A 20395-nucleotide genomic window follows, 5' to 3' on the forward strand; every position below is an offset into this window, starting at 1 on the left:
AATAGCTATTGTCTAGCAATCATGGTTGCGGTGCGTGCCGAGTGCTCGGACACGCCCCGCGCCAAGATCTCTGGCACCGTCGATCGAACGGTATTCTCGGGCCAGCCGATCTGGTTCCGTGATGCGTTCGAACGCCCACCGATTGCTGCGCAGGAAGAGGCCCCGATGAGCGCCGACGAGCCCCGCCGTGCCGACCTGCTCGATCGCGCCTACATATATGCGATCGACGCGATCGATGAGGTGGAGCGCGCGGATATCGATCGCTGCCGCGCCCACGCCGACCCCGCCACCGCGGCCGCATTCGACACCGCGGTGGCGCGGGTGCGGCTGGCGCTGGCGATGCTGGGCCGGTCCGACAGCTGTCCGCCGCCGCCGGGGCTGCTGTCCCGCGTGCTATCCGGGGTGGACCGCCTGGAGGCGGCCAGGGAATCGGCGGAGAGAACCGAATCGGCCCGCGCGCGAACGCGCTTCGAGCGGCTCTACGCCGCGGCGACGGTGCTGCTCGTGCTCGGCGCCGGCCTCTTCCTGGTTCACCACTACGACTTCGACTTCGCCGCGGTGGGCACCGCCGCCGCCGTGTACGGCGAACTCGGACGGTAACCGCAGAGGCTACTTCCGCAAATTCTCAGCATCACCAAACCGCCGCGCGTTTCGGTGCGAAATACTTTCGTGCCCGAGTGGGCGCGGCGGAGCTTCGACTCCGGGCCCGTGCGTGGCCCGGGCCGGGTCGGCGGCATCGATCTCACGAATTCCGCTGCGCCGCGACGAATTCGAAGGGATGCGAGTGAGAGCGAGCTGGCCGATATGACCTCCGCCGGGCGCCCGGACGCCGAATTGCTGGAGCTGGCCTATCCGTATGCGCTGGACGCCGTGCCGCCCGCCGAGCGGTGCGCCGTCGAATCCCGCCGCCGGTGTGCGGACGCGGTGACGGCGGCCGAATTCGACGCCACCGTGGCGGCACTGCGCGACACCCTCGCCGCGCTGAGTCTGCTCGATGTCTGCGCTCCGCCAGGGGAATTGGAGGCGCGGCTGGTGCGGGCGCTGGACCTGCTGTGGAATTCCCGAATGGTAATTCAGACACTTCAGTAGGTTCTGAACAGAATGTGTAAGCTCTTCCCATGGAAACCGCCATCGACATTCGCAGCCTGCGTAAATCCTTCGGCTCGGCCATCGCGCTCGACGGTCTCGACCTGGAAGTCGCACGCGGCGAAGTGCACGGATTCCTAGGACCCAACGGCGCGGGCAAGACCACCACCACCCGGGTGCTGCTCGGTCTGCTGAAAGCCGATGCGGGCCAAGTACGTCTGCTCGGTCGCGACCCCTGGCACGACGCGGTCGGCCTGCACCGCCGCCTGGCCTACGTGCCGGGCGATGTCGAGCTGTGGCCCAATCTCACCGGCGGCGAGGCCATCGATCTGTTCGGGCGGCTGCGCGGCGGCCTGGACCGGGCCCGGCGCGACGAACTGATCGAGCGCTTCGACCTGGATCCCACGAAGAAGGGGCGCACGTACTCCAAGGGCAACCGCCAGAAGGTGGCGCTGATCGCCGCCTTGGCCGCCGACGTGGAGCTCTACCTGCTCGACGAACCGACCGCGGGCCTGGATCCGTTGATGGAGGCCGTGTTCCAGAGCGTGGTGGCGGAGGTGAAGCGGGCCGGCGCGACGGTGCTGCTGTCCAGTCATATTCTCGCGCAGGTGGAGAACCTGGCCGACCGGGTCAGCATCATCCGGCGGGGGCGCACCGTGCAGTCCGGGACGCTGGCCGAGATGCGGCAGCTGACCCGCACCTCGGTGACGGCGGTGACCGCCGCCGAGGTCACCGGCCTCGCGGAACTCGAAGGCGTGCACCATGTCCGCACCACCGGGGACCGGGTCGCCTTCGACGTGGACGGCACAGCGCTCGACGCGGCGGTCGCCGCGCTCAGCGCCGCGGGCCTGCGCTCGCTCACCAGCCACCCGCCGACCCTGGAGGAGCTCATGCTGCGGCACTACGGCGATGAGCTCGCCGCCACGGGTGGCGCGCAGAAGGCGAGCGTGTGATGACCGTCGTGCTGGAGACCTCGCGCTGCACCGGTTTCACCGGCACCGCCGGCCTGATCCGATTCGCGCTGCGCCGGGACCGGGTGGTGTTGCCGCTGTGGCTGTCCGGGCTCACCCTCCTGGGCGTCTACTTCGCCACGGCGATACCCCAGCTCTATCCCACCGACGCGGACCTACGCGGTGTCGGACGGTTCTCCCAGGGCGTGACCGGGGCACTGGTCGCCGGTCCCGGCTACGGATTCACCGATCCCACGGTCGAATCCGTCGTCGTCGGGCTCTACGGCCTGTACTTCCTGGTCTTGGCCGGGCTGCTGAACATCCAGCTCATCGCCCGGCACACCCGGGCCGAGGAGCAGACCGGCCGCGCGGAGCTGCTGCGCTCCAATGTGGTCGGCCGCTACGCGCAGCTCACCGCCGCGCTGTCCGTCGCGGTCGCGGTGAACGTGGCGCTGGCGCTGGCGATCTCGAGCGTTTTCGTGCTCACCGGGCTGGACACCTCGGGCGCGCTGCTGTTCGGCGCGGGCATCGGCGCGGCGGGTCTGGTGTTCGCGGGGCTCGCGGCCGTCACCGTGCAGATCACCGAGTACTCCCGTGCGGCAACGGGTTTGGCCGGGGCGGCGCTGGGTGTGGCGTATGTGGTGCGCGCGGCCGGGGATTCGATCCAGGCCGGCGGCAGCACGCTGTCCTGGTTCTCGCCGCTGGCCTGGTCGCAGCAGACCCGGGCCTACGTCGAACCGCGCTGGTGGCCGCTGGCCCTGTCGGTGACCTGCGCGGCGATCGCCGCGGGCCTGTCCTACGCGCTGCTGTCGCGGCGCGATCTCAACGCCGGGCTGATCGCGCCGCGCCGCGGCCCCGCGTACGCGCCGCAGTGGCTGAATTCGACTGTCGCACTGGCGTATCGGTTGCAGCGCGCCGGATTGATCGGCTGGAGTGCGGGTTTGGTGGCTACCGGCCTGCTCTACGGCGGATTGACCCGCTCGCTGCTGCGCTCCTTCGACGAGTTGCCCGGCAATGTCGTCGAGGTGATGGGCGGTGACCCGGATCGGATGATCGACGGCTACCTCAGCACCATGAGCTTTCTGGACGCGCTGCTGGTGACGATCTTCGTGATCCTCGGCGTGCAGGGTCTGCGGCGCGAGGAGAGCCGCGGCTACGCCGAGCCCGTGCTCGCCGCCGGAGCCGGGCGCGGCGCCTGGTTCGGCAGCTGGATGGGCGTGCTGGCGGCCGGGGCGGCGGCGCTGCTGTTCCTCAACGGCGCGGCCCTCGGGGTGGCGGCCGCGGTCGCCCTCGGCGACAGCGGATACATCCCGAAAGTCGTTGCGGCCCATATGGTGTATTTGCCCGCGGTGCTGGTGGTGCTGGGGCTGGCGGCGGTGCTGTTCGGCATGTTCCCGCGCCTGATCGGCGTGGTGTGGGCGGTTTTCGGCCTGGCGCTGGTGCTGGGCCTGTTCGGCTCGATCATGCGACCGCCGCAGTGGGTCGTCGACCTGTCGCCGTTCGAGCATGTCGCGGGGTTGCCGCTGGAGTCGGTGCGCTGGTCGCCACTGCTCGTGCTGGCGTTGCTCGCCGCGACCCTGCTGGCGATCGGCGGCGGCGGTTTCCGGCGGCGCGATCTGGACAGCAAGTAGGGCCGATCACCGGCCGGGCGGCCCGGCCGGTGCTTCGGGGCGTGCGACGGTGGCGGCGTAATCCGCGCCCCACCGATCCAGCCAGGCGACCGCGGGCGCCAGGGACTCGCCGAGCGGGGTGAGGGCGTACTCGACCCGCGGCGGCACCTCGGGATAGACGGTGCGCTCGACCAGGCCGTCGGCTTCGAGCTCGCGCAGCTGGCGGGTCAGCACCCGGGGGTTGACCGAGCCGACCAGGCGGCCGAGTTCGCCGAACCGGCGGCGGCCCGGCAGCAGATGCTTGATGATCGTCAGCTTCCACGCCCCGCCGAGCACCGAGACGGCGACCTCGACCGGGCAGACCGTGAGCGCGGTCTCCACCTGCTTGCGCATAACGCTCCTACCTGGACACTTACATTTCTGACACTATGTGATCGAATTGTCAGTACTTGGCATTTCCGGGATTACCTTCCACAGTAGACCTATGACTACTTCCGGAACGGTTCTCTGGCTCCTGGCCCACCCGGACACCGCATCGCTGAGTCATGCGCTGTACCGGCACGGCACGCACCACCTGCGTGCTTCCGGCGCGGAGGTCACCGGCGTGGACCTGCACGCCGAAAACTGGAACCCGGTGCTCGGTCCCGCGGACACCGACGGCGCGCCCGGGGCGACGCTGTCCGATCGCCAGCGCCACGCCACCCTGCGCGGCGAGCTGCCCGCCGACGTGGTGCGCCAGCAGCGCCTCGTCCTCGCGGCCGACACCGTCATCGTGCAGTTCCCGCTCTGGTGGTACGGCATGCCCGCGATCCTCAAGGGCTGGTTCGACCGGGTCTTCACCAACGGCTTCGCCTTCGGCGTCAAGGACGCGGACGGCAAGGTGCGCAAATACGGTGACGGCGGTCTGGCCGGGCGGCGGATGCTGCCCATCGTCACCGCCGGTGACCGGGATGTGGCGCTGGGTTCGCGCGGCATCAGCGGCGACATCGACGATGTGCTGTGGCCGCTGCTGCACGGGACCGCGCACTACACCGGCATGCTGCCGCTGCGCCCGCACCTCATCGGCAGCGTGCACCATCTGGACGAGGCCGGCCGCGACCAGCAGTTCCGGGCGCTCGAGGCCCGGCTGGACGGGCTCGGCGGCGAATCGCCGATCCGGTACCGGTCACTGCGCGGCGGCGACTACACCGACACGCACGAATTGCGCGACGGCGTCGAGCCCGGGCGGCACGGCCTCGCCGTGCATCGCCTCGCTGGGTGAGGGGCCGCGACTCAGGCCGACGGCCAGGGCACCTGCCGATAGAGCTCGCGCATTTCGTCCGCCAGGGCGGGGACCGGGCCGACCGTCTCGATGCCGGGTGCGACGTCGCGGATCGAGAGCGGGCGGAACGGCGCGGGCGCGGCGCCCCACTCGCGCTGCCACCGGGTCAACTGCGCCGTGGAGCTGACGTAGACGATGCGGCCCAGACCGGCCAGGGCGTGCGCGGTGGCGCACATCGGGCAGTGCTCACCGGAGGTGAACATCGTGACGGTCGCGCGCTCGGCCGGGGGAAGGTGCTGCTGCGCCCAGCGCGCGAGCTCGATCTCCGGGTGACGCATCGGGTCGGCGGTGGTGATCTCGCGATTGCGGTCCTCGGCCAGGCGGTTGCCCGCCGCGTCGGCCAGCAGCGAGCCGAACGGGCGATCGCCCGCGGCCAGGGCCTCGGCCGCCAGCTCCACGCAGCGGCGCAGGTGCGCCAGCTCGTGCTCGTTCAGCGCGGGTGCGTCGTCGGACCGGCCACTGGTTTCCGGCATCGGGGTGTCCTTCCGGGCGGGGGCTGCTGACGCAGGTCAACATAGCGCCCGCGGCGCCGCGCGGGCCGTGCGGATGTCGGTGTGCCCTGTTAATTTTCGCCGCATGACAGAACAGGCGCGGCACGGAGCCGCGTTGACACAGCAGGTGCTCGCGTCGATCCGGGGGGATCACGGCCGGCCGATGTTCGAACCGGTGGCGTGGGTCGGGCACACCCCGTGGGTGCTGGGCGAACCGCGGCCGCTGGCGGCGGATGCGCTGGCGGCGGCGGTATTTCCGTCCGGGCGGCCGCTCTCGCCGAGTCTGCGCGCCTGGCTGGCCTTCGACACCGGCCTGTTCGAGCGGCACGGATGGTTCACCGCGGCAGGCGATTTCGCGCCGCGCCCGCTGGATCGGCTGGCCGTCGACGAACTCGGTCAACCCTGGGGCGAGCTGTACGCGCCGCTGGCCGAACGGTTTCCGGAGTGCTTCCTGTTGCCCGGCGGCTCGGATTCGCGCCGGGTCCTGGCGGTGGGCGAGCCGGATTCCGCGGGCGAGTATCCGATCCTGGCACTCGATGTCGACGACCTGCCGTACGCCGGGTTGATGTACCCGGGCTTCGACGTCTACGCAGCCCAGGTGGCCGGGCTGGTCGAGTGCGCGTTCGAGACCTACACCGATCTGGCCGCACACCCGGTCTACGGCCGCCGTCTGCGCGAGCACGCCGCCCACCGCTTCGCCGGAGAGTTGTCCGCGCAATATCCCTTTTGACCGTTGGAACGCCTGGTCAGGCGAATGTGATCAAGGTGACCATGGCAGCGGGCATGCGCGGAGCTAAAATGGAATTGTTCCAGAAAAGGTCAACCCTAGAGAAGGAGCAATCGTGACTGCAACGCTGTCCAAGAGGGCTATCGCGGGAACGCTCGGCAAGGCCGAAACCAAGGTGGTCGGCGTCGTCCTGCAGGAAGCGCTCACCGATCTGATCGATCTGAGCCTCGCCGCTAAACAGGCGCACTGGAATGTCGTCGGTCCGCATTTCCGCTCGGTCCATCTGCAACTGGACGAACTGGTCGACAGCGCCCGGGAGTTCTCCGACGCGGTCGCCGAACGCGCCGCCGCGCTGGGCATCTCGCCCGACGGCCGATCCGCCACGGTCGCCGAGGGCGCCCCGGAGTTCCCGGCCGGCTACCTGGCCGACAACGCGGTCATCGAGCTGATCGTGTCCCGGCTGGACGCGAGTGTTCGCCAGTTGCGCAAGCACATTCAAGCCACCGAGACCGCCGACCCGGTCACCCAGGATCTGCTCATCGGCATCACCGCCAAGCTCGAAGAGCACCACTGGATGTTCCAAGCTCAAACAGCCCAGAGCTGATGTGTGGTCGGCCCCGCGGCCGGTCCGGGCGCTGACGCGCCGGGACCGGCCGCGCCGGTTTCACGGGCAGGCGGCCAGTCCCGCGTCCAGTTTGGCGATGAAGCGCGGCAGGTGCGGATCGGATTCCGGAAGGCCGAATCGGTCGATATCCCACCAGGATCCGCCGTCGAACTCCCGGGGATCCAACTGCCAGTCCGCTTTCCGGTCCGCCCGGGTGAGATACCAGAGCGAGATGTCGACGTGGCCGCCGAGCCGATCGCGGATCGGGTTCACGGTGAGGAACAGGGGATCGGGGCCCAGCACGGTGAAATCGGCGGGCCTGCCCAGTTCTTCGCGGGCTTCACGCTCGGCCGCCGCTCTCGGGTGCTCGGCCGGTTCGACGTGCCCGCCCGGCGGTAACCACAGGCCCGACAATCGGTGCCGGCCGAGCAGCAGAGCGCGCCCGTCCGGATCCACGGGCACGATGTAGGACACCAGATGCGGCGTCGGCGTCGCCGGTTTGCGGCGGCGGAAGATGTCGTCGGTGCTTGCCAGCCAGGTCAGGGTTTCGTCGCGGTGCGCCTGCTCGACCGCGTCGAACGGAGTGATGCCGCGAACGATCCCGGCGACGACGGCGGTGGCGGTTTCCATGGCCGCACACCGTAGCCGCGGGGTCCGACAACTTTCAGTTGGCCGCGGCCCCGAACTCACCCTTCACATGGGACGCCAGCAGCGTGTTCCACGCCGATCGCATGTGCTGGTATTCCGACGGGCATCCGGCGGCACGCGCGGTGGGCAGCGGGCCCCGGGGCGCGACGATGGCCGGGTAGGCGTCCGGGTCGGACCCGTACACCCAGCACAGCAGGTTGTAGCCGCGCACCGCGTCGAGGGCGTGCACGTCGGCGAAGCTGCCGGAATCGAGGTCGGCCGGATCGGCGGCGCCGGACCACCAGTACTCGGCCGCCGCCACGGCGTCCGCGCCGCCCGAATGGTCGGGGGTACTCAGCAGGACCAGCGTCGCCAGCTGATCGGCGGCGTCCTCCTCGCGGCCCGTAGCCGGGAGCCCGAACAGATCGATCGCCATGTGCCCGGTCTCGTGGTAGAAGATCATGCTCGCCACCGCTGTCAGCAGCCGCGTCCGCTCCGCCGGCGACCCGCCGTCGTGCGCGGCCGCGAATCGGTCCATGCTGTCCAGGAATTCGTAGCAGAACTCGATCCGCCCCTCTTGGGGATCCCAGTACGCGTTCTCCTCGTCGCACTGCCGCCCGATGATCGGCACATCGCGCGGCAGGATGAAGAAGCTGTCCGCCTCCTCGGCGAACCGCTCCAGCACCCGATGCCGCGTCGCCAGCTCCTTCCCCCGCACCGCCGACTCGGACCCGGCCTCCCGATACTCCGCCACGAACCGCCCCGCCGCCGCCTCACTCCGCCCGGCGACACACCCACTCAACCCCGCCACCAGCACGACAGCACTCGAAACCGCAGCCCAGAACCGCACGATCGTCGTCATGGATGCCCCTCGCTCGCCCGTCCCGGAAGATCGATCGACGCACCCGTTATATCCCGAACCCGGAGGTTCATCGCGGATATCGATGCGGGGATGCCCGGACCGCCTGATCAGCGGCCGAAGCGGGTGTCGGTCCAGGTGCGGATGTCGGGGAAGGCGGCGGCCAGGACGGTGCGGTGGTCGCGGTCGGGGTAGGTGCGGTAGTCGACGGGCTGGCCGGTGGCGGTGAGGCGGGTGACCATGGCGTCGGTGAGCTGGGGGGTGACGACGGTGTCGGTGCGGCCCTGGATCACCAGGAAGGGGGCGGGGAGGCGCAGGGTGCTCGGGTCGTTGGCGTCGAGGACCTGGCGGAAGGGGGTGAGGTCGGCGGTGGCGGCGATGGCCTGGCCGTTGGGGAGCCCGGCCCAGGCGTCGGGTTGACGGAGGCGGGCGACGCAGCTCTCGTCGGCCAGGGGCAGCAGGGCGTCGGCCTCTGGGGTGAGCAGTTGCGCGGTATCGAGCGGGGCGACGGTCTGTGCGCCGCGCACGATCAGCGGCAGCAGGGGTGCGGCGGATTTCAGGACCGGTGCGGCGGGGGCGGTGGCGCCGAGTCGCGCGACCAGCTGGGCGCCCTGCATCGCGGGGCCGAGGTGCGAGGCGGGCGCGATGGCGACGGTGCCGAGCAGGTCGAGTTCCGGAACCCATTCGGGGGACTGGGCATTGGTGAAGGCGGCCGCCTGACCGCCCTGGGAATGACCGACCGCGACCCAGCGCTCGCCGATGGCCGGATGCAGTTCCCGTGCGGCGCGGGCGATGTCGGCGACGGCGCGCTGTTCGGCCGCGCCGATGAGGTAGCCGTGCGGACCGGGCGTGCCCAGCCCTTGATAGTCGGTCTGGGCGACGGCGTAACCGGCGTCGATCCAGCGCTGCAGGAACTGCCCGGTCAGGGTGGTGTAGTCGTGGGCCGGGTAGTCCGGGCCGGTATCGCGGGACGGCGCGCAGACATCGGCGACGCCCGTGGTGCCGTGCGCCCACGAGATCAGCGGCCACCCGCCCGGCGGGGGCGTGCCGACGGGGACGGCCACGGTGCCCGACACCGCGACCGTGTCGCCCCGCAGATCGACCGAGCGATAGAGCACCAACTCGTTGTGCGCCCCGGCCAGCGCGGGCGACGCGGTGAGCGGACGTGACCAGATCACCGACCCGTGCTCGCCCGCGACGAGAGCGCCCGGCGGCGTGTAGAACTCGAGCCCGGCAGGCCCGGCGTCGGCGGCGGCCGGTCCCGCACCCGGCGTCATCAGCGCGAGGGCTGCTGCCACGGCGAAACCGCGGGCGATCGTCCGTGACAGGCTCATCCGGGGTCTCCTCGTCTCGTGGCCGGGCTTCGAACATACCGCTCGGTCGCCCTGGGATTCCGGTGCGCCGCCGGACCGGTCACCGATGAATCCGCAGCGGGAGGCGGGCGTGCCGGCGCACGAAGATGCTGGGCACCCACTGCGCGGGCCCCGCGAGCTCGATCCACGCGCTGCGCCGCAGCAGCGCCGTAAGCGCCGCTGTCGCTTCGAGTTTGGCCAGGGCCGAGCCGACGCAGAAGTGGGCGCCCTTGCCGAAGGCGAGATGCCTGCGGACCTGGGGGCGCTCGAGCTGGAAGACGTCGGGATCGGCGAAGACCGACGGATCGCGATTCGCCGCGCCCCAGAGCAGAAGCAGATGACTGCCCGCCGCCAGCTCCACGCCGCCGAGCCTGGTGTCGGCGCGCACATGCCGGTGGTGCCCGCGAAAGGGCGACTCCCAGCGCAGTGTTTCCTCGAGCAACCCGGGCAGGAGTTCGGGGTGGGCGCGCACCCGGCGCTGTAATCCGGCATCGGTGGCGAGCACGCACGCCGCGTTGGCGATCAGCCCCGCGGTCGATTCACCGCCCGCGCCGATCAACTGCACCAGCATGAGCACCGCGACATCGTCCGCGAGCGCCCCGTCGGCGCAGGCCCCGGCCAGGATCGGCAGCAGCGTCGAATTCTCCCGCACGACAGTTTTTTTCGCGGCGGCCAACTGGTCGGCCAGATAGGCGGCCAGCGCGGCGGCCGAGCCGACCAGCCGGGGTAGTCGCTCGGCGGACACGACACCGCCGAGCATCTCGGTGCTGTCGTAGGCCCAGGTGAGCAGTTGGGGCACCGCCGCCCCCGGCAACCCGATGAGATCGGCGACCAGCGCCAGCGGCAGCCGGTCCGCCATGCCGGTCGCCCATTCGAGCCGATCGTCGCGCAATTCCTCGTCCCACAGCCGCTCGACCAGCCGCTCGACGACCGGGCCGAGGGTGCGCAACCGCCGGGACAGCAAGGGCAGCACCAATTTCCGATGCGCCGCGTGCGCGGGATCGTCGGCGGTGGCCAGTACGTGCACGGCTTGCCCGCCGCCGTCCATGTCGAAGGTCGCCGGCGGCCCGCCGGGCTGCTGGACCAGCAGCCCGGTCAGATGCGAGGAAAAGTCCGCGGTGCGCGCCGCCGCCTCCGTGACCAACTCCCAGGACGTCACGAGATGGAAGTCGGTGCCCGGCACGGTGTACACCGGCCGGCGGGCGCGCAGGCGAGCCAGCGCGGGATAGGGATCGTCGAGGTGCCCGGGGTCGAAAATGTCGATCTCGCCGGGTGACATCGTCGTCATGGGCCGCTCCCGTTGTCGTGGAATCCGTGGGAGCGCCCACGGTGCGCGGCGGCGGAATCCGTGTCAATCGTGGTCTCGCATCGAGAACCTTCGTTGTGATCGGGTGGCTGGGGATATCGGATAGCCCCTGTTCAGGACGAGACTTTTCCGGAATTGTGTCTCACAACGCGACAACGATGTGCGGCGAAGGAGTGGAGACGATGTCGGAGCGGGTGGACTGGCTGGCCGGTGGCGTACGGGCCACGGTGGCGCGCGAACGGATCGAGACCGCCGCCGCCGAATTGTTCTTCGAACGCGGCATCGGCAAGGTCGGCGTCGACGAGATCGCTGCGCGCGCCGGCTGTTCCCGGGCCACGCTCTACCGGCAGTGCGGCGGCAAATCCGCGCTCGTGCACCGGGTGCTCACTCGCGCGGCCGAGACCGTGGCCGAGCGGGTCGCCGTCGCGGTCGAGCCCTACCGCGGCCCCCGGCGCGCCGTCGAGGCGATTCTCGCCTCGGTCGTCGCCATCCGCGCGGATCCGGCCCTGGCACACTGGCTGAGCCGCACCCGCGCGGGCACGACCGACGAATTGCTCACCACCGCACCGGAATTGCGCCGCATCGCCACCGCGCTCACTCGCATCGCCCCGGACGACGAGGCGGCCCAGTGGATCGTGCGGGTGGTGCTGTCACTGCTGACGTGGCCGGCCGCGGACGCCGCGGCCGAACGCCGGATGGTGGAACGCTTCGTCGGCCCCCTGTTCAAGGGATGAGGACGGTCTTGCCCTTGGCGCCGCCCGCCGGAGCGTGCGCCTTCGCGGCTTCGCCGAGCGGGAATTCGTGCTCCACGTGCACCCGCAGCGCGCCGTCGGCGGCGAGCGTGGCGAGCTCACCCAGCTCTTGAGCCGCGGGCTGCACGAACACCGTGCCGAACCGGATCCCGTGCCGCTCGGCCGCTTCGGGAGTGAACCCCGGGTTGTGCCCGACCGTGGTGACGAGCATGCCGCCGGGGCGCAGCAGCGGTGCGGAGCGCTCGGCGTAGTCGCCGCCGACCAGGTCGAGCACGACGTCCACGATATCCACGGTCGTCGCGAAATCGGTGCTCGTGTAGTCGATCAGCTGATTCGCGCCGAGCGCGCGCAGGAAGTCGTGGTTCACCGTGCGCGCGGTCGCGATGACGTGCGCGCCCCGGGCCTTCGCGAGTTGCACCGCCAGGTGCCCGACGCCGCCGGCCGCGGCGTGGATCAGCACCCGCTGCCCGGCCGCCACCTCGGCGATCTGCACCAGCGCCTGCCAGGCGGTCAGCCCGGCCAGCGGTAGCGCGCCCGCCTCGGCCATGGACAGCGCGGCGGGCTTGGGCGCGAGTTGCTCGGCCCGCGCCACGACGTATTCCGCGTAGGTACCCGCTTCGCCGGGGAACCCGATCAGGCCGAAGACCTCCGCGCCGGCGGCGAACCGGTCCACGTCCGCGCCGGCGGATTCGACGACCCCGGCCACATCCCAGCCCAGTACCCGCGGCGGTGTGGGGAACAGCGGGAAGTATCCGGCGCGGACGGCGGCGTCGACCGGGTTGACGCCCGCGGCGCGCACGCGCACGAGCACCTCGCCGGGCCCGGGCTCGGGCCGGTCGATCTCGGTGCCGTGCAGCACTTCCGGGCCGCCGAAGGTGTTCTGGGTGATGGCGTACATCGGGTTCTCCCGTGATTAGTTGATGTGAGGATTATTGCTTGAGCAATTAGTACACCAGGGATATTCCTCAACGCAACAAAAATCTGCGAGTCGCTGGTAGACGCCCGTTCACCCACTGTCAGTGCGCACCCGATAGCGTCGCCGCATGAGCTTCGCCCGTCTCTGTGCTACCGCCCTGCTCGCGCTGGCGGCCCCGCTGTCCGTGGCCGCCGCGGCCCACTCCGAGCCGGAGCCGGTCGCGGAGTACCGGCTGCCGGACGGGCTGTGGGAAGTGCCGGTCGCCGACCCGGGCAGCTTCGACCTGATCATCGCCTACGCCTTCGGAAACCGGATTCCCGCCGGCGCCGACCCCGCGCGCACCGTCGGCGCGCCGGGCCCGGTCAACGAGGAACTCGCCGCGGCCGTCGTGCGCGCCCGCGGCGACCGCGACATCCCGGTCTACGCGCAGATCGAGATCGCGGAGGTGCTGACCGCGAAGTACGGGCTGACCGGAGTCGTATCCATCGATCCGCGGCGCAACCCGGACGGCACACTGGTCTACCTGTCCACGTTGGGCGTCGCCGAGCAGGTCGCCGACCTGCGCGGCGCGGCGGCCGCCACCGACGTCGCGGGCGTCGTCGCGTTCGGCGATCACCTGTGGCGGGCCACCTACAGCACCGCCGCCACCGGCTTCGACGCCTACGCGCCCGCGGGCGTCGCGATGCCGGACCGGTACGACCCGGAGTCCGGTCAGCCCTGGACCACGGGCCCGGAGAAGTACCTGCCCGTCGACTACCTGGGCCGCGCGCAGTTGTTGCAATCCACCGGTTTCCGGGGCTTCCGCTGAGTCAGCCGCGCACGCGGCGCAGCGTCTCGGGCGTCAGATCCCGCACGGTCGGGTAGCCGTCCACGGCCATGATCAGGTCGGCTTCGGCCAGCAGCGCGCGCAGCACGTGCACGATGCCGTCGGTCCCGCCGAGGGCGGCGCCGTAGACGTAGGGCCGGCCGACGCCGACCGCCGTCGCACCCAGCGCCAGCGCCTTGACGATGTCGGCGCCGCTGCGGATCCCGGAGTCGAACAGCACCGGTGCGCCGTCGGCCGCCGCCACGATCTCGGGCAGCACGTCCAGCGCGGGCAGGCCGCCGTTGGCTTGGCGCCCACCGTGATTCGAGCAGTAGACGCCGTCCGCGCCCTCGGCCAGCGCCCGGCGCGCGTCGTCGGGATGGCTGATGCCCTTGACCAGCAGCGGCAAGTCGGTCAGTGACCGCAGCCACGGCAGGTCTGCCCAGGTGAGCGGGTTGCCGAAGAGCTGGATCCAGCGCAGCACCGCGCCCTGCGGATCGTCCTCGGGGGAGCGGGCCAGGCCGGCGCGGAAGACCGGGTCGCTGAAATAGTTGGCCAGGCAGTGCCCGCGCAGCTGCGGGAAGTTGCCGGTGGCCAGATCGCGCGGCCGCCACCCGGTGATCCAGGTGTCGAGCGTGACCACGATGCCGCGGTAGCCGGACTGTTCGGCCCGCCGCACCAGGCTGGCCGCGAGCTCCCGGTCGGTCGGGGTGTAGAGCTGGAAAAAGCCCGGGGTATCACCGAATTCGGCCGCGACCTGCTCGAGCGGGTCGACCGTCAGCGTCGAGGCCACCATCGGCACGCCGGTGCGCGCGGCGGCGCGGGCGGTGGCCAGATCGCCGTGTCCGTCCTGCGTGCACAGGCCGACGACGCCCACCGGCGCCAGGAAAACCGGTGTGGGCAGCGCCATTCCGAACAGGTCGATGCTCAGGTCACGCTCCTTCGCGCCGACGAACATGCGCGGCACCAGACCCCAGCCGTCGAACGCGGACACATTGGCGTCCTGGGTGCGCTCGTCGCCCGCGCCGCCCGCGACATAGGACCACAGCGACGGCGACAGCGCGGCCCGGGCCCGGTCGCGCAGTTCGGCGAACTTCATCGGCAGGTCCGGCAGGACGCCGCCGAGCCCGCGGAAGTAGATCTCGTTCTGATAGTCCCCGAACGCCATGCTCTTCGACCTCTCCGACCACACCGACAGCTTTCCTCGATACAGTCCGATATCTCATGCTCAGGAGGTCTGGAATGCAGGATAAAGACCATGAAGCCGTACTGAACGCAGGAAACAGCGATCTACTCACCGAGGACGACCTCGCACTGATCCACGCGCTGCAACTGCGGCCCCGGGCTGGGTGGACCGAGCTGGGACACGCGCTGGGCGTCGACCCGGTCACCGTCGCGCGGCGCTGGCAGCGCCTGACCGCTCGCGGCGCGGCCTGGGTCGGCGTCTCGCCCGGACCTCGCCTGTTCGAGCGCGTCTGCCTGGCCTACCTGCGCATCGAGTGCGCCGCCGGGCATACCGGCGCGGTGGCCGCCGAACTCGCCCGGCACCCGCACCTGGTGACCCTGGAGCGCGCCGCCGGACCGCACCACATCCTGGCCACCGCCGGCACGGCCGATCTGGCGGCCATGTCCCACTACACCCTCGACGTGCTGCCGGGGCTGCCGCACGTGACGGCGGTGCGCGCGGACCTGATCACCCACCTGTTCACCGAGGGCGGTGACTGGCGCATCGACGCCCTGGATCCCCAGCAGCGCACCCGGCTGGCCGCGCCGGCCGTGCCGCGCTCCGCGGCCCGCGATCGCGGGCGGCTCACCGACGGGGACCGCGCTCTGCTCGGTGTGCTCGCCGAGGACGGCCGCGCCGCCTACGCGACCCTGGCCGCCCGGCTGGGCGTCGGGCCCGCGACCGTCAAACGCCGCATCGAGGAGCTGACGCGGCTCGGACTGTTCCGTTTCCGCTGCGATTTCGCGCGGCCGCTCGGTGGCTGGCCGGTCGCGGTCACCTTCTGGGCGAGCGCGCCGGCCGAACGACTGCACGAGATCGGCGGCGCGCTGGTGCGGCTGCCGCAGACCCGCAACTGCGCCGCCGTCACCGGGGCGCACAACCTGGTGCTCCAGGCCAGCCTGCATTCGGTCGGGGACGTGCTGCGCTTCGAAACCGAAATCGCCGCGGCGCATCCCGACCTGGTGGTCGGGATGCGCGTGGTGACGCTGCGGCACGACAAACTGCTCGGCCGCGTGCTCGACCCGCTGGGCCGGTCGCTGGCCACGGTGGCCCCCGATATCTGGCGCGCCCCCGGGCTCAGCGCCGGCTGAGTTCGCGATCGGTCTCCCGCAGCGACCAGTCGGCGTTGGCCTTGCGGCGCACGTCGTCGGTGGTCGGCCAGTGCGTGACGGCCTCGCGCGGCTCCGGAGCCAGGCGGTCGTCGCGGGTGCTGCGCTCGTCGATCTCGGCGAAGCCGACCAGGATGACCAGCATCATCAGCACCAGCGTGACGGTCACGATGAGCGGGGTGAGCAGCTGGGTCGGCTCCACGCCGGCCTCCGGCGCGACGGCGTGCTGGGCGTGATGCGGTGCGTGCATGGAATACATTCCGGTGTAATGCATTCCGCAGACCGCCAGGCCCATGATGGTGGCGGCGCCGACGGTGGCGGCCAGCCCGCGCACATGCAGCATGAACCACAGCGCCGCGGTCGCGGCGACCACCGCGATGAGGATCGACAGCGCCACCGTGCCCAGCGCGTACTCCATCTCCATGCCGGTCTCCATGGCGAACATGCCCAGGTAGTGCATGGCGGCCACGCCCAGGCCGGTGACCGCGCCGCCGATCGGCAGCGCCACCAGCTCGCGCCGTCCGCGCACCACGATGGACAGCCCGATCCACACGAACACGATCGCGATAGCGGCGCTGAGCAGCGTCATCGGGACGTCGTAGCGGATGGTGGCGCCGGGGATGGCGAAGCCGAGCATCGCGGTGAAATGCATGACCCAGATGCCCGCGCCGCCGAGCGAGACGGCGGCCGCGGCCAGCCAGCCGGCCGGCCATTCGGCCAGGCGCGCGTGCGAGGTACAGCGCAGCCCGAGCAGCGAGCCGAGCACCGAGATGAGATACGCCACGACCGGCGTGACCCACCCGTAGCTGAAATGATCGAATTCCATTGTTGCTCCGTAGCTTTCAGCCGAGCAGATGTGCCGGGGTCGCGGTGGCGCAGACCTTGTGGACGAAATTGCGGCGCAGCTCGTGGTAGGGCGAGCCGGGTGCGAAGTTCTCCCGCATCCGGGTGAGTTCCTCGGCGCGGTAGGCGCTGAGCGGCTTGACGGCCTCGTCGGCGGCCAGTCGGCGCTTCTTCTCCACCAGCCGGGTGGCCAGCTCCGGCGAATCGGCCAGGGCAGCGGCCTGGGTGCGGGTCCAGGCCCAGAACGCCGCCGGGTTGCCGGGGATGACCTGATCGATCAGGCCGAGCGCCCGGGCGGCCCGCGCGCCGACCGGAAGCGTTGCCTCGGTGAGCTTTTCGGCCAGTTCCGGGCCGACCCGGCGCGGCAGGGTGTAGGTCCAGTACTCCGAGCCGTAGAGGCCCATCAGCTTGTAATGCGGGTTCACCACGGCGGATTCGCGGCACCACACCTCGTCGGCGGCCAGCGCCAGCATGATGCCCCCGGCGGCGGCGTTGCCCGGCAGTGCGGCGATCACGAGCTTGTCGGTCGTGGTCAGGATGGCCTCGACCAGGTCGTCCATCGCGTTGATGTTGCGCCACGATTCCGCGCCGGGGTCGGCGGCGGCCTCGATCACGTTGAGATGGATGCCGTTGGAGAAGAAGTCGCGTTCCGGGCCCAGCACCAGCACGTTGATCGGGCGGGTGCGGGCCTGCTCGTAGGCGTAGAGCAGACGCCGGCACTGGCCCGTGCTCATCGCGCCGCCGGCGAAGGCGAACTCCAGGTAGCCGACCGAATCCTGTTCGCGGTAGCGGATTTCCGACCAGGTGTCGCGCACGGCGGCCGCGGCGGGGGAGACCGGAATCTCCGCGACCGCGGGCAGCAGTGCGCCGAGCGCGTCGACGGCGGGCTGTTTGAAGGTGGCGGGTCCGCCCGGCAGGCGCCGGGCCCGCAGCTGCGGCAGCCACACCGCGCCGTCGATGGTCGCCCGGCAGATCGCGCCGTCGCGGGTGGCGATCACCGTGCCGGGCTGGCCGCGTAGTTCGTCCTCGTTGTGCCCGCCGTGCAGGAAGAATTCGCGGCCGAACAGTTCATCGAGGACGCCCGGCTGGGAATCGGCTGCCCGGAGTTTGCGCAGCACCGTCGCCGTGTCGTCGGCCGTCCAATCGATGCGCCGGTTCGGCTGCGCGTGATAGGGGCGCAGCTCGCCCTTGACGTCGGGACGGCCGTAGTCCAGCGGTTCCGGCACGAACGTGCCGCTCTCGAAGCGGCGCACGGCCAGCAGGACCGCCGTCAGCGCGGCGTCGGCGACCTCGTTGCGGTACAGCGCGCTCTTGCCCACCGGCGCGACCGGGAACGGCACCGAGGCCCAGATGGGCCCGGCGTCCATCTCGGCGACGGCCTGCAGCACGGTGACGCCCCAGTCCGGCGCGCCGGTGCTGATCGCCCAGTCCAGCGACGAGGGACCGCGATCGCCCTTCGGGCCCGGGTGCACGATGAGCACGGTGTGCTCGGTCCAGATGTCCTCGGGAATCGCCCGGGTCAGCATCGGCGCGAGGATCAGATCCGGCTGGAATCGCGCTACGCCCGCCCGTAACGGATCATCGCCCAACGCCAATTCGACCCCGACGTGGTGTCCACGGTCCCGTAATTCGGTATGGACGCGCTGGGTGAGGCTGTTGAAGGCGCTGGCGACCAGCAGGATGCGCAAGGGATACTCCATCAGGCGGATTTCGTGCGACATGGTTGGTGGCGTCCCGGTTGTCCGGTTCTGCACCAGGGGAAGTTAACCGTAATCAAGCCGTTATGCACTTTGGCGTTCGCCGAAACGACTTCGCCCGGCCGCGCGATACATCAGCGAAACCGCTGGTCCGCAAGGGTTTTCGAGGGCTCGAAGACGCAGTGATAGCCGCTGGCTAATGTGTTCTTTAGAACATGTTGATTAAGTTTGGGTTCTCCTGGGTACTCCGATCTGTTCTGGATCGCACCTCAGGTGATTGCCGCGTGTTGGCCGGGCCGGTGCCCCCGGATCTCGGAATTCGATGTGCGCGATCGAATTAGCCAATTCTTAGCTGCTGTACGCGATCGGCGGCGCGGCCGTTGTACGCGATGAAATCGAAAACAAGCTGTTTCGATTTCGGGACAGGTCGGCCCCGGAATCGCTACTGTCCGAATATATTCCGGGGCAAATCGGATGAGGGTCGCCCCGGTTCTGCTCGATGTCAGGAGAACGCAGTGAGATTCACAAGAGCTGGCGCGTTGATCGGGGCGGTGCTACTGGCCACAAGCCTGGGCCTGTCCGCCTGCGGCACGGAAGACAGTGCGGCCGAGGGGATCGTCACCACCAACGGCGGCGAACCCCAGAACCCGCTCGTGCCCGGCAATACCAACGAGAACCAGGGCGGCCGCGTGGTCGACCGCCTGTTCGCGGGGCTGAAATACTACGACGCCGACGGCCAGGCGCACGACGAGATGGCCGAGAAGATCGAAACCACCGATCGCAAGAATTACAAGATCACCATCAAGCCGGACTGGAAGTTCACCGACGGCACCACGGTCAAGGCCAAGAACTTCGTCGACGCCTGGAACTACACCGCGCTCGGTACCAACGCCCAGCTGCAAAGCTATGTGTTCACACCGATTCTCGGCTTCGACGACGTCTCCTCCGACCCGCCCAAAGCGCAGACCATGGCGGGGCTGAAGGTCGTCGACGACCGCACCTTCACCGTCGAATTGCAGTTCCCCTCCATCGATTTCGAGATCGGGCTGGGTTACTCGCCGTTCTATCCGCTGCCCGACGCCGCCTTCAAGGACATCAAGGCCTTCGGTGAGGCCCCGATCGGCAACGGCCCGTACAAGTTCAAGACCTGGGAACACAACGTCAAGATCGATCTCGACGTGAACCCGGACTACCAGGGCGGACGCCCGGCCAAGAACAAGGGCCTGCGCTTCGTGCACTACCAGACCTTCGAGACCGCCTACGCGGATCTGCAGGCCGGCAATCTCGACACCCTCGACACCATCCCGTCCAGTGCGATCGCCACCTACAAGAACGACCTCGGCGATCGCGCGATCACCAAGCCGACCGCGCAGAACCAGCACATCGGCGTCCAGTCCAATGTGGCGCATTTCTCCGGACCCGAAGGCGTGCTGCGCCGCAAGGCCATCTCGATGGCGATCAATCGGGAACAGATCTGCGACAAGATCTTCCACGGCACCCGCAACCCGGCCCGGGATTTCACCGCGAGCACGCTGCCCGGTTTCAACGGCAACCTGCCCGGCGCCGAGGCGCTGAAGTTCAACCCGGACGAGGCCAAGAAGCTGTGGGCCCAGGCCGAGGCCATCGCACCCTGGTCGGGCCGCTACGAAATCGCCTACAACTCCGACGGCGGGCACCAGGAATGGATCGAGGCCGTCGCCAACAGCGTGAAGAACGTGCTCGGCATCGAGGCGATCGGCGTGCCGTACCCGACCTTCAAGGATATTCGCACGCTGATCACCGGGCGCACGATCGGCAAGGCGTTCCGCTACGGCTGGCAGGGTGATTACCCGACGATGATGCAATTCCTCAGCGCGAACTACTACAGCTATTCCGGCACCAACAACGTCGACTACAAGAATCCCGAGCTGGACAAATTGTTCGACGACGCGCTCGCGGCGCCGTCGCTGGACGAGTCGTACAAGATCATCGCGCAGGCCCAGACCCTGATGCTGCGCGACATGGTGGACATCCCGGTGCTCGACTACGTCGCCAATGCCGGGCGTTCGGAAAAGGTGAAGAAAGCCGAACTCGCCTGGAACGGCCTGTTCGATTTCGAAGGAATCGAGAAGTAGG

Annotated in this window: 21 protein-coding genes; 11 read left to right on the top strand and 10 right to left on the bottom strand. The window is 70.0% G+C overall.

Annotation, left to right across the window (positions count from 1 at the left end):
* Positions 1–30: 30 nt before the first annotated feature.
* From AB0I43_RS15425 to AB0I43_RS15440, 4 genes are all read left to right on the top strand, one after another.
* Positions 31–600, top strand: a complete 570-nt coding sequence (locus AB0I43_RS15425; protein ID WP_357432193.1) for a hypothetical protein — start codon at positions 31–33, stop codon at positions 598–600.
* Positions 601–804: 204 nt separating this feature from the next.
* Positions 805–1089: a hypothetical protein gene (locus AB0I43_RS15430; protein WP_356973402.1), complete on the top strand. Its 285-nt coding sequence runs from the start codon at positions 805–807 to the stop codon at positions 1087–1089.
* A gap of 29 nt (positions 1090–1118) precedes the next feature.
* On the top strand, positions 1119–2039 hold the full coding sequence (locus AB0I43_RS15435; protein WP_356973403.1) for an ABC transporter ATP-binding protein: 921 nt from the start codon (positions 1119–1121) through the stop codon (positions 2037–2039).
* The gene (locus AB0I43_RS15440) at positions 2039–3667 is read left to right on the top strand and encodes an ABC transporter permease (RefSeq protein ID WP_356973404.1); all 1629 of its coding nucleotides are present in this window, start codon (positions 2039–2041) and stop codon (positions 3665–3667) included. The genes AB0I43_RS15435 and AB0I43_RS15440 overlap by 1 nt, the downstream gene beginning before the upstream one ends.
* Positions 3668–3673: 6 nt before the next feature.
* On the opposite strand, the gene AB0I43_RS15445 is transcribed toward AB0I43_RS15440, so the two are convergent.
* Positions 3674–4039 (bottom strand): helix-turn-helix domain-containing protein, encoded by a 366-nt coding sequence (locus AB0I43_RS15445; protein ID WP_356973405.1) that lies wholly within the window; start codon positions 4037–4039, stop codon positions 3674–3676.
* A gap of 91 nt (positions 4040–4130) precedes the next feature.
* Here AB0I43_RS15445 and AB0I43_RS15450 point away from each other — a divergent pair, with 91 nt between their 5' ends.
* Entirely contained in the window at positions 4131–4907 is a 777-nt protein-coding gene (locus AB0I43_RS15450) for an NAD(P)H-dependent oxidoreductase (RefSeq protein ID WP_356973406.1), read from the top strand.
* A gap of 11 nt (positions 4908–4918) precedes the next feature.
* On the opposite strand, the gene AB0I43_RS15455 is transcribed toward AB0I43_RS15450, so the two are convergent.
* Complete coding sequence (locus tag AB0I43_RS15455) at positions 4919–5401, bottom strand: nucleoside deaminase (protein ID WP_356973716.1); 483 nt, start codon at positions 5399–5401, stop codon at positions 4919–4921.
* Positions 5402–5543: 142 nt separating this feature from the next.
* Between AB0I43_RS15455 and AB0I43_RS15460 the strand changes: the two genes are divergently transcribed.
* The gene (locus AB0I43_RS15460) at positions 5544–6188 is read left to right on the top strand and encodes a hypothetical protein (RefSeq protein WP_356973407.1); all 645 of its coding nucleotides are present in this window, start codon (positions 5544–5546) and stop codon (positions 6186–6188) included.
* Between the two features lie 112 nt (positions 6189–6300).
* The gene (locus AB0I43_RS15465; RefSeq protein ID WP_356973408.1) at positions 6301–6789 is read left to right on the top strand and encodes a DNA starvation/stationary phase protection protein; all 489 of its coding nucleotides are present in this window, start codon (positions 6301–6303) and stop codon (positions 6787–6789) included.
* A 60-nt stretch (positions 6790–6849) separates the two neighbouring features.
* On the opposite strand, the gene AB0I43_RS15470 is transcribed toward AB0I43_RS15465, so the two are convergent.
* The 4 genes from AB0I43_RS15470 to AB0I43_RS15485 all read right to left on the bottom strand — a co-directional run bounded on the left by AB0I43_RS15470 (position 6850) and on the right by AB0I43_RS15485 (position 10906).
* On the bottom strand, positions 6850–7419 hold the full coding sequence (locus AB0I43_RS15470; protein ID WP_356973409.1) for an NUDIX domain-containing protein: 570 nt from the start codon (positions 7417–7419) through the stop codon (positions 6850–6852).
* Between the two features lie 34 nt (positions 7420–7453).
* Entirely contained in the window at positions 7454–8278 is an 825-nt protein-coding gene (locus AB0I43_RS15475) for a DUF4344 domain-containing metallopeptidase (RefSeq protein WP_356973410.1), read from the bottom strand.
* Positions 8279–8385: 107 nt separating this feature from the next.
* The gene (locus AB0I43_RS15480) at positions 8386–9609 is read right to left on the bottom strand and encodes a prolyl oligopeptidase family serine peptidase (protein ID WP_356973411.1); all 1224 of its coding nucleotides are present in this window, start codon (positions 9607–9609) and stop codon (positions 8386–8388) included.
* Positions 9610–9688: 79 nt separating this feature from the next.
* Positions 9689–10906, bottom strand: coding sequence for a cytochrome P450 (locus tag AB0I43_RS15485; protein WP_356973717.1), 1218 nt, complete (start codon positions 10904–10906; stop codon positions 9689–9691).
* Positions 10907–11115: 209 nt separating this feature from the next.
* Here AB0I43_RS15485 and AB0I43_RS15490 point away from each other — a divergent pair, with 209 nt between their 5' ends.
* Entirely contained in the window at positions 11116–11667 is a 552-nt protein-coding gene (locus AB0I43_RS15490; protein ID WP_356973412.1) for a helix-turn-helix domain-containing protein, read from the top strand.
* Here the strand turns inward: AB0I43_RS15490 and AB0I43_RS15495 are convergent.
* A complete protein-coding gene (locus AB0I43_RS15495) occupies positions 11657–12583 on the bottom strand; it encodes an NADP-dependent oxidoreductase (RefSeq protein ID WP_356973413.1) in 927 nt (308 codons plus the stop codon). The two genes, AB0I43_RS15490 and AB0I43_RS15495, sit on opposite strands and share 11 nt — an antisense overlap.
* Positions 12584–12728: 145 nt before the next feature.
* On the opposite strand from AB0I43_RS15495, the gene AB0I43_RS15500 reads away from it, so the two are divergent.
* Entirely contained in the window at positions 12729–13409 is a 681-nt protein-coding gene (locus tag AB0I43_RS15500) for a hypothetical protein (RefSeq protein ID WP_356973414.1), read from the top strand.
* A gap of 1 nt (position 13410) precedes the next feature.
* On the opposite strand, the gene AB0I43_RS15505 is transcribed toward AB0I43_RS15500, so the two are convergent.
* A complete protein-coding gene (locus tag AB0I43_RS15505; RefSeq protein WP_356973415.1) occupies positions 13411–14574 on the bottom strand; it encodes an alpha-hydroxy-acid oxidizing protein in 1164 nt (387 codons plus the stop codon).
* Between the two features lie 74 nt (positions 14575–14648).
* On the opposite strand from AB0I43_RS15505, the gene AB0I43_RS15510 reads away from it, so the two are divergent.
* Positions 14649–15722 (top strand): AsnC family transcriptional regulator, encoded by a 1074-nt coding sequence (locus AB0I43_RS15510; RefSeq protein WP_356973416.1) that lies wholly within the window; start codon positions 14649–14651, stop codon positions 15720–15722.
* Here AB0I43_RS15510 and AB0I43_RS15515 read toward each other — a convergent pair.
* A complete protein-coding gene (locus tag AB0I43_RS15515; protein ID WP_356973417.1) occupies positions 15709–16566 on the bottom strand; it encodes an MHYT domain-containing protein in 858 nt (285 codons plus the stop codon). The genes AB0I43_RS15510 and AB0I43_RS15515 overlap by 14 nt on opposite strands.
* A gap of 16 nt (positions 16567–16582) precedes the next feature.
* Positions 16583–18304, bottom strand: a complete 1722-nt coding sequence (locus tag AB0I43_RS15520) for a hydrogenase maturation protein (protein WP_356973418.1) — start codon at positions 18302–18304, stop codon at positions 16583–16585.
* 491 nt (positions 18305–18795) lie between these two features.
* On the opposite strand from AB0I43_RS15520, the gene AB0I43_RS15525 reads away from it, so the two are divergent.
* Entirely contained in the window at positions 18796–20394 is a 1599-nt protein-coding gene (locus AB0I43_RS15525; RefSeq protein ID WP_356973419.1) for an ABC transporter substrate-binding protein, read from the top strand.
* Position 20395: the final 1 nt, after the last annotated feature.

The organism is Nocardia sp. NPDC050435 (assembly GCF_040655395.1).
Classification (GTDB): domain Bacteria; phylum Actinomycetota; class Actinomycetes; order Mycobacteriales; family Mycobacteriaceae; genus Nocardia.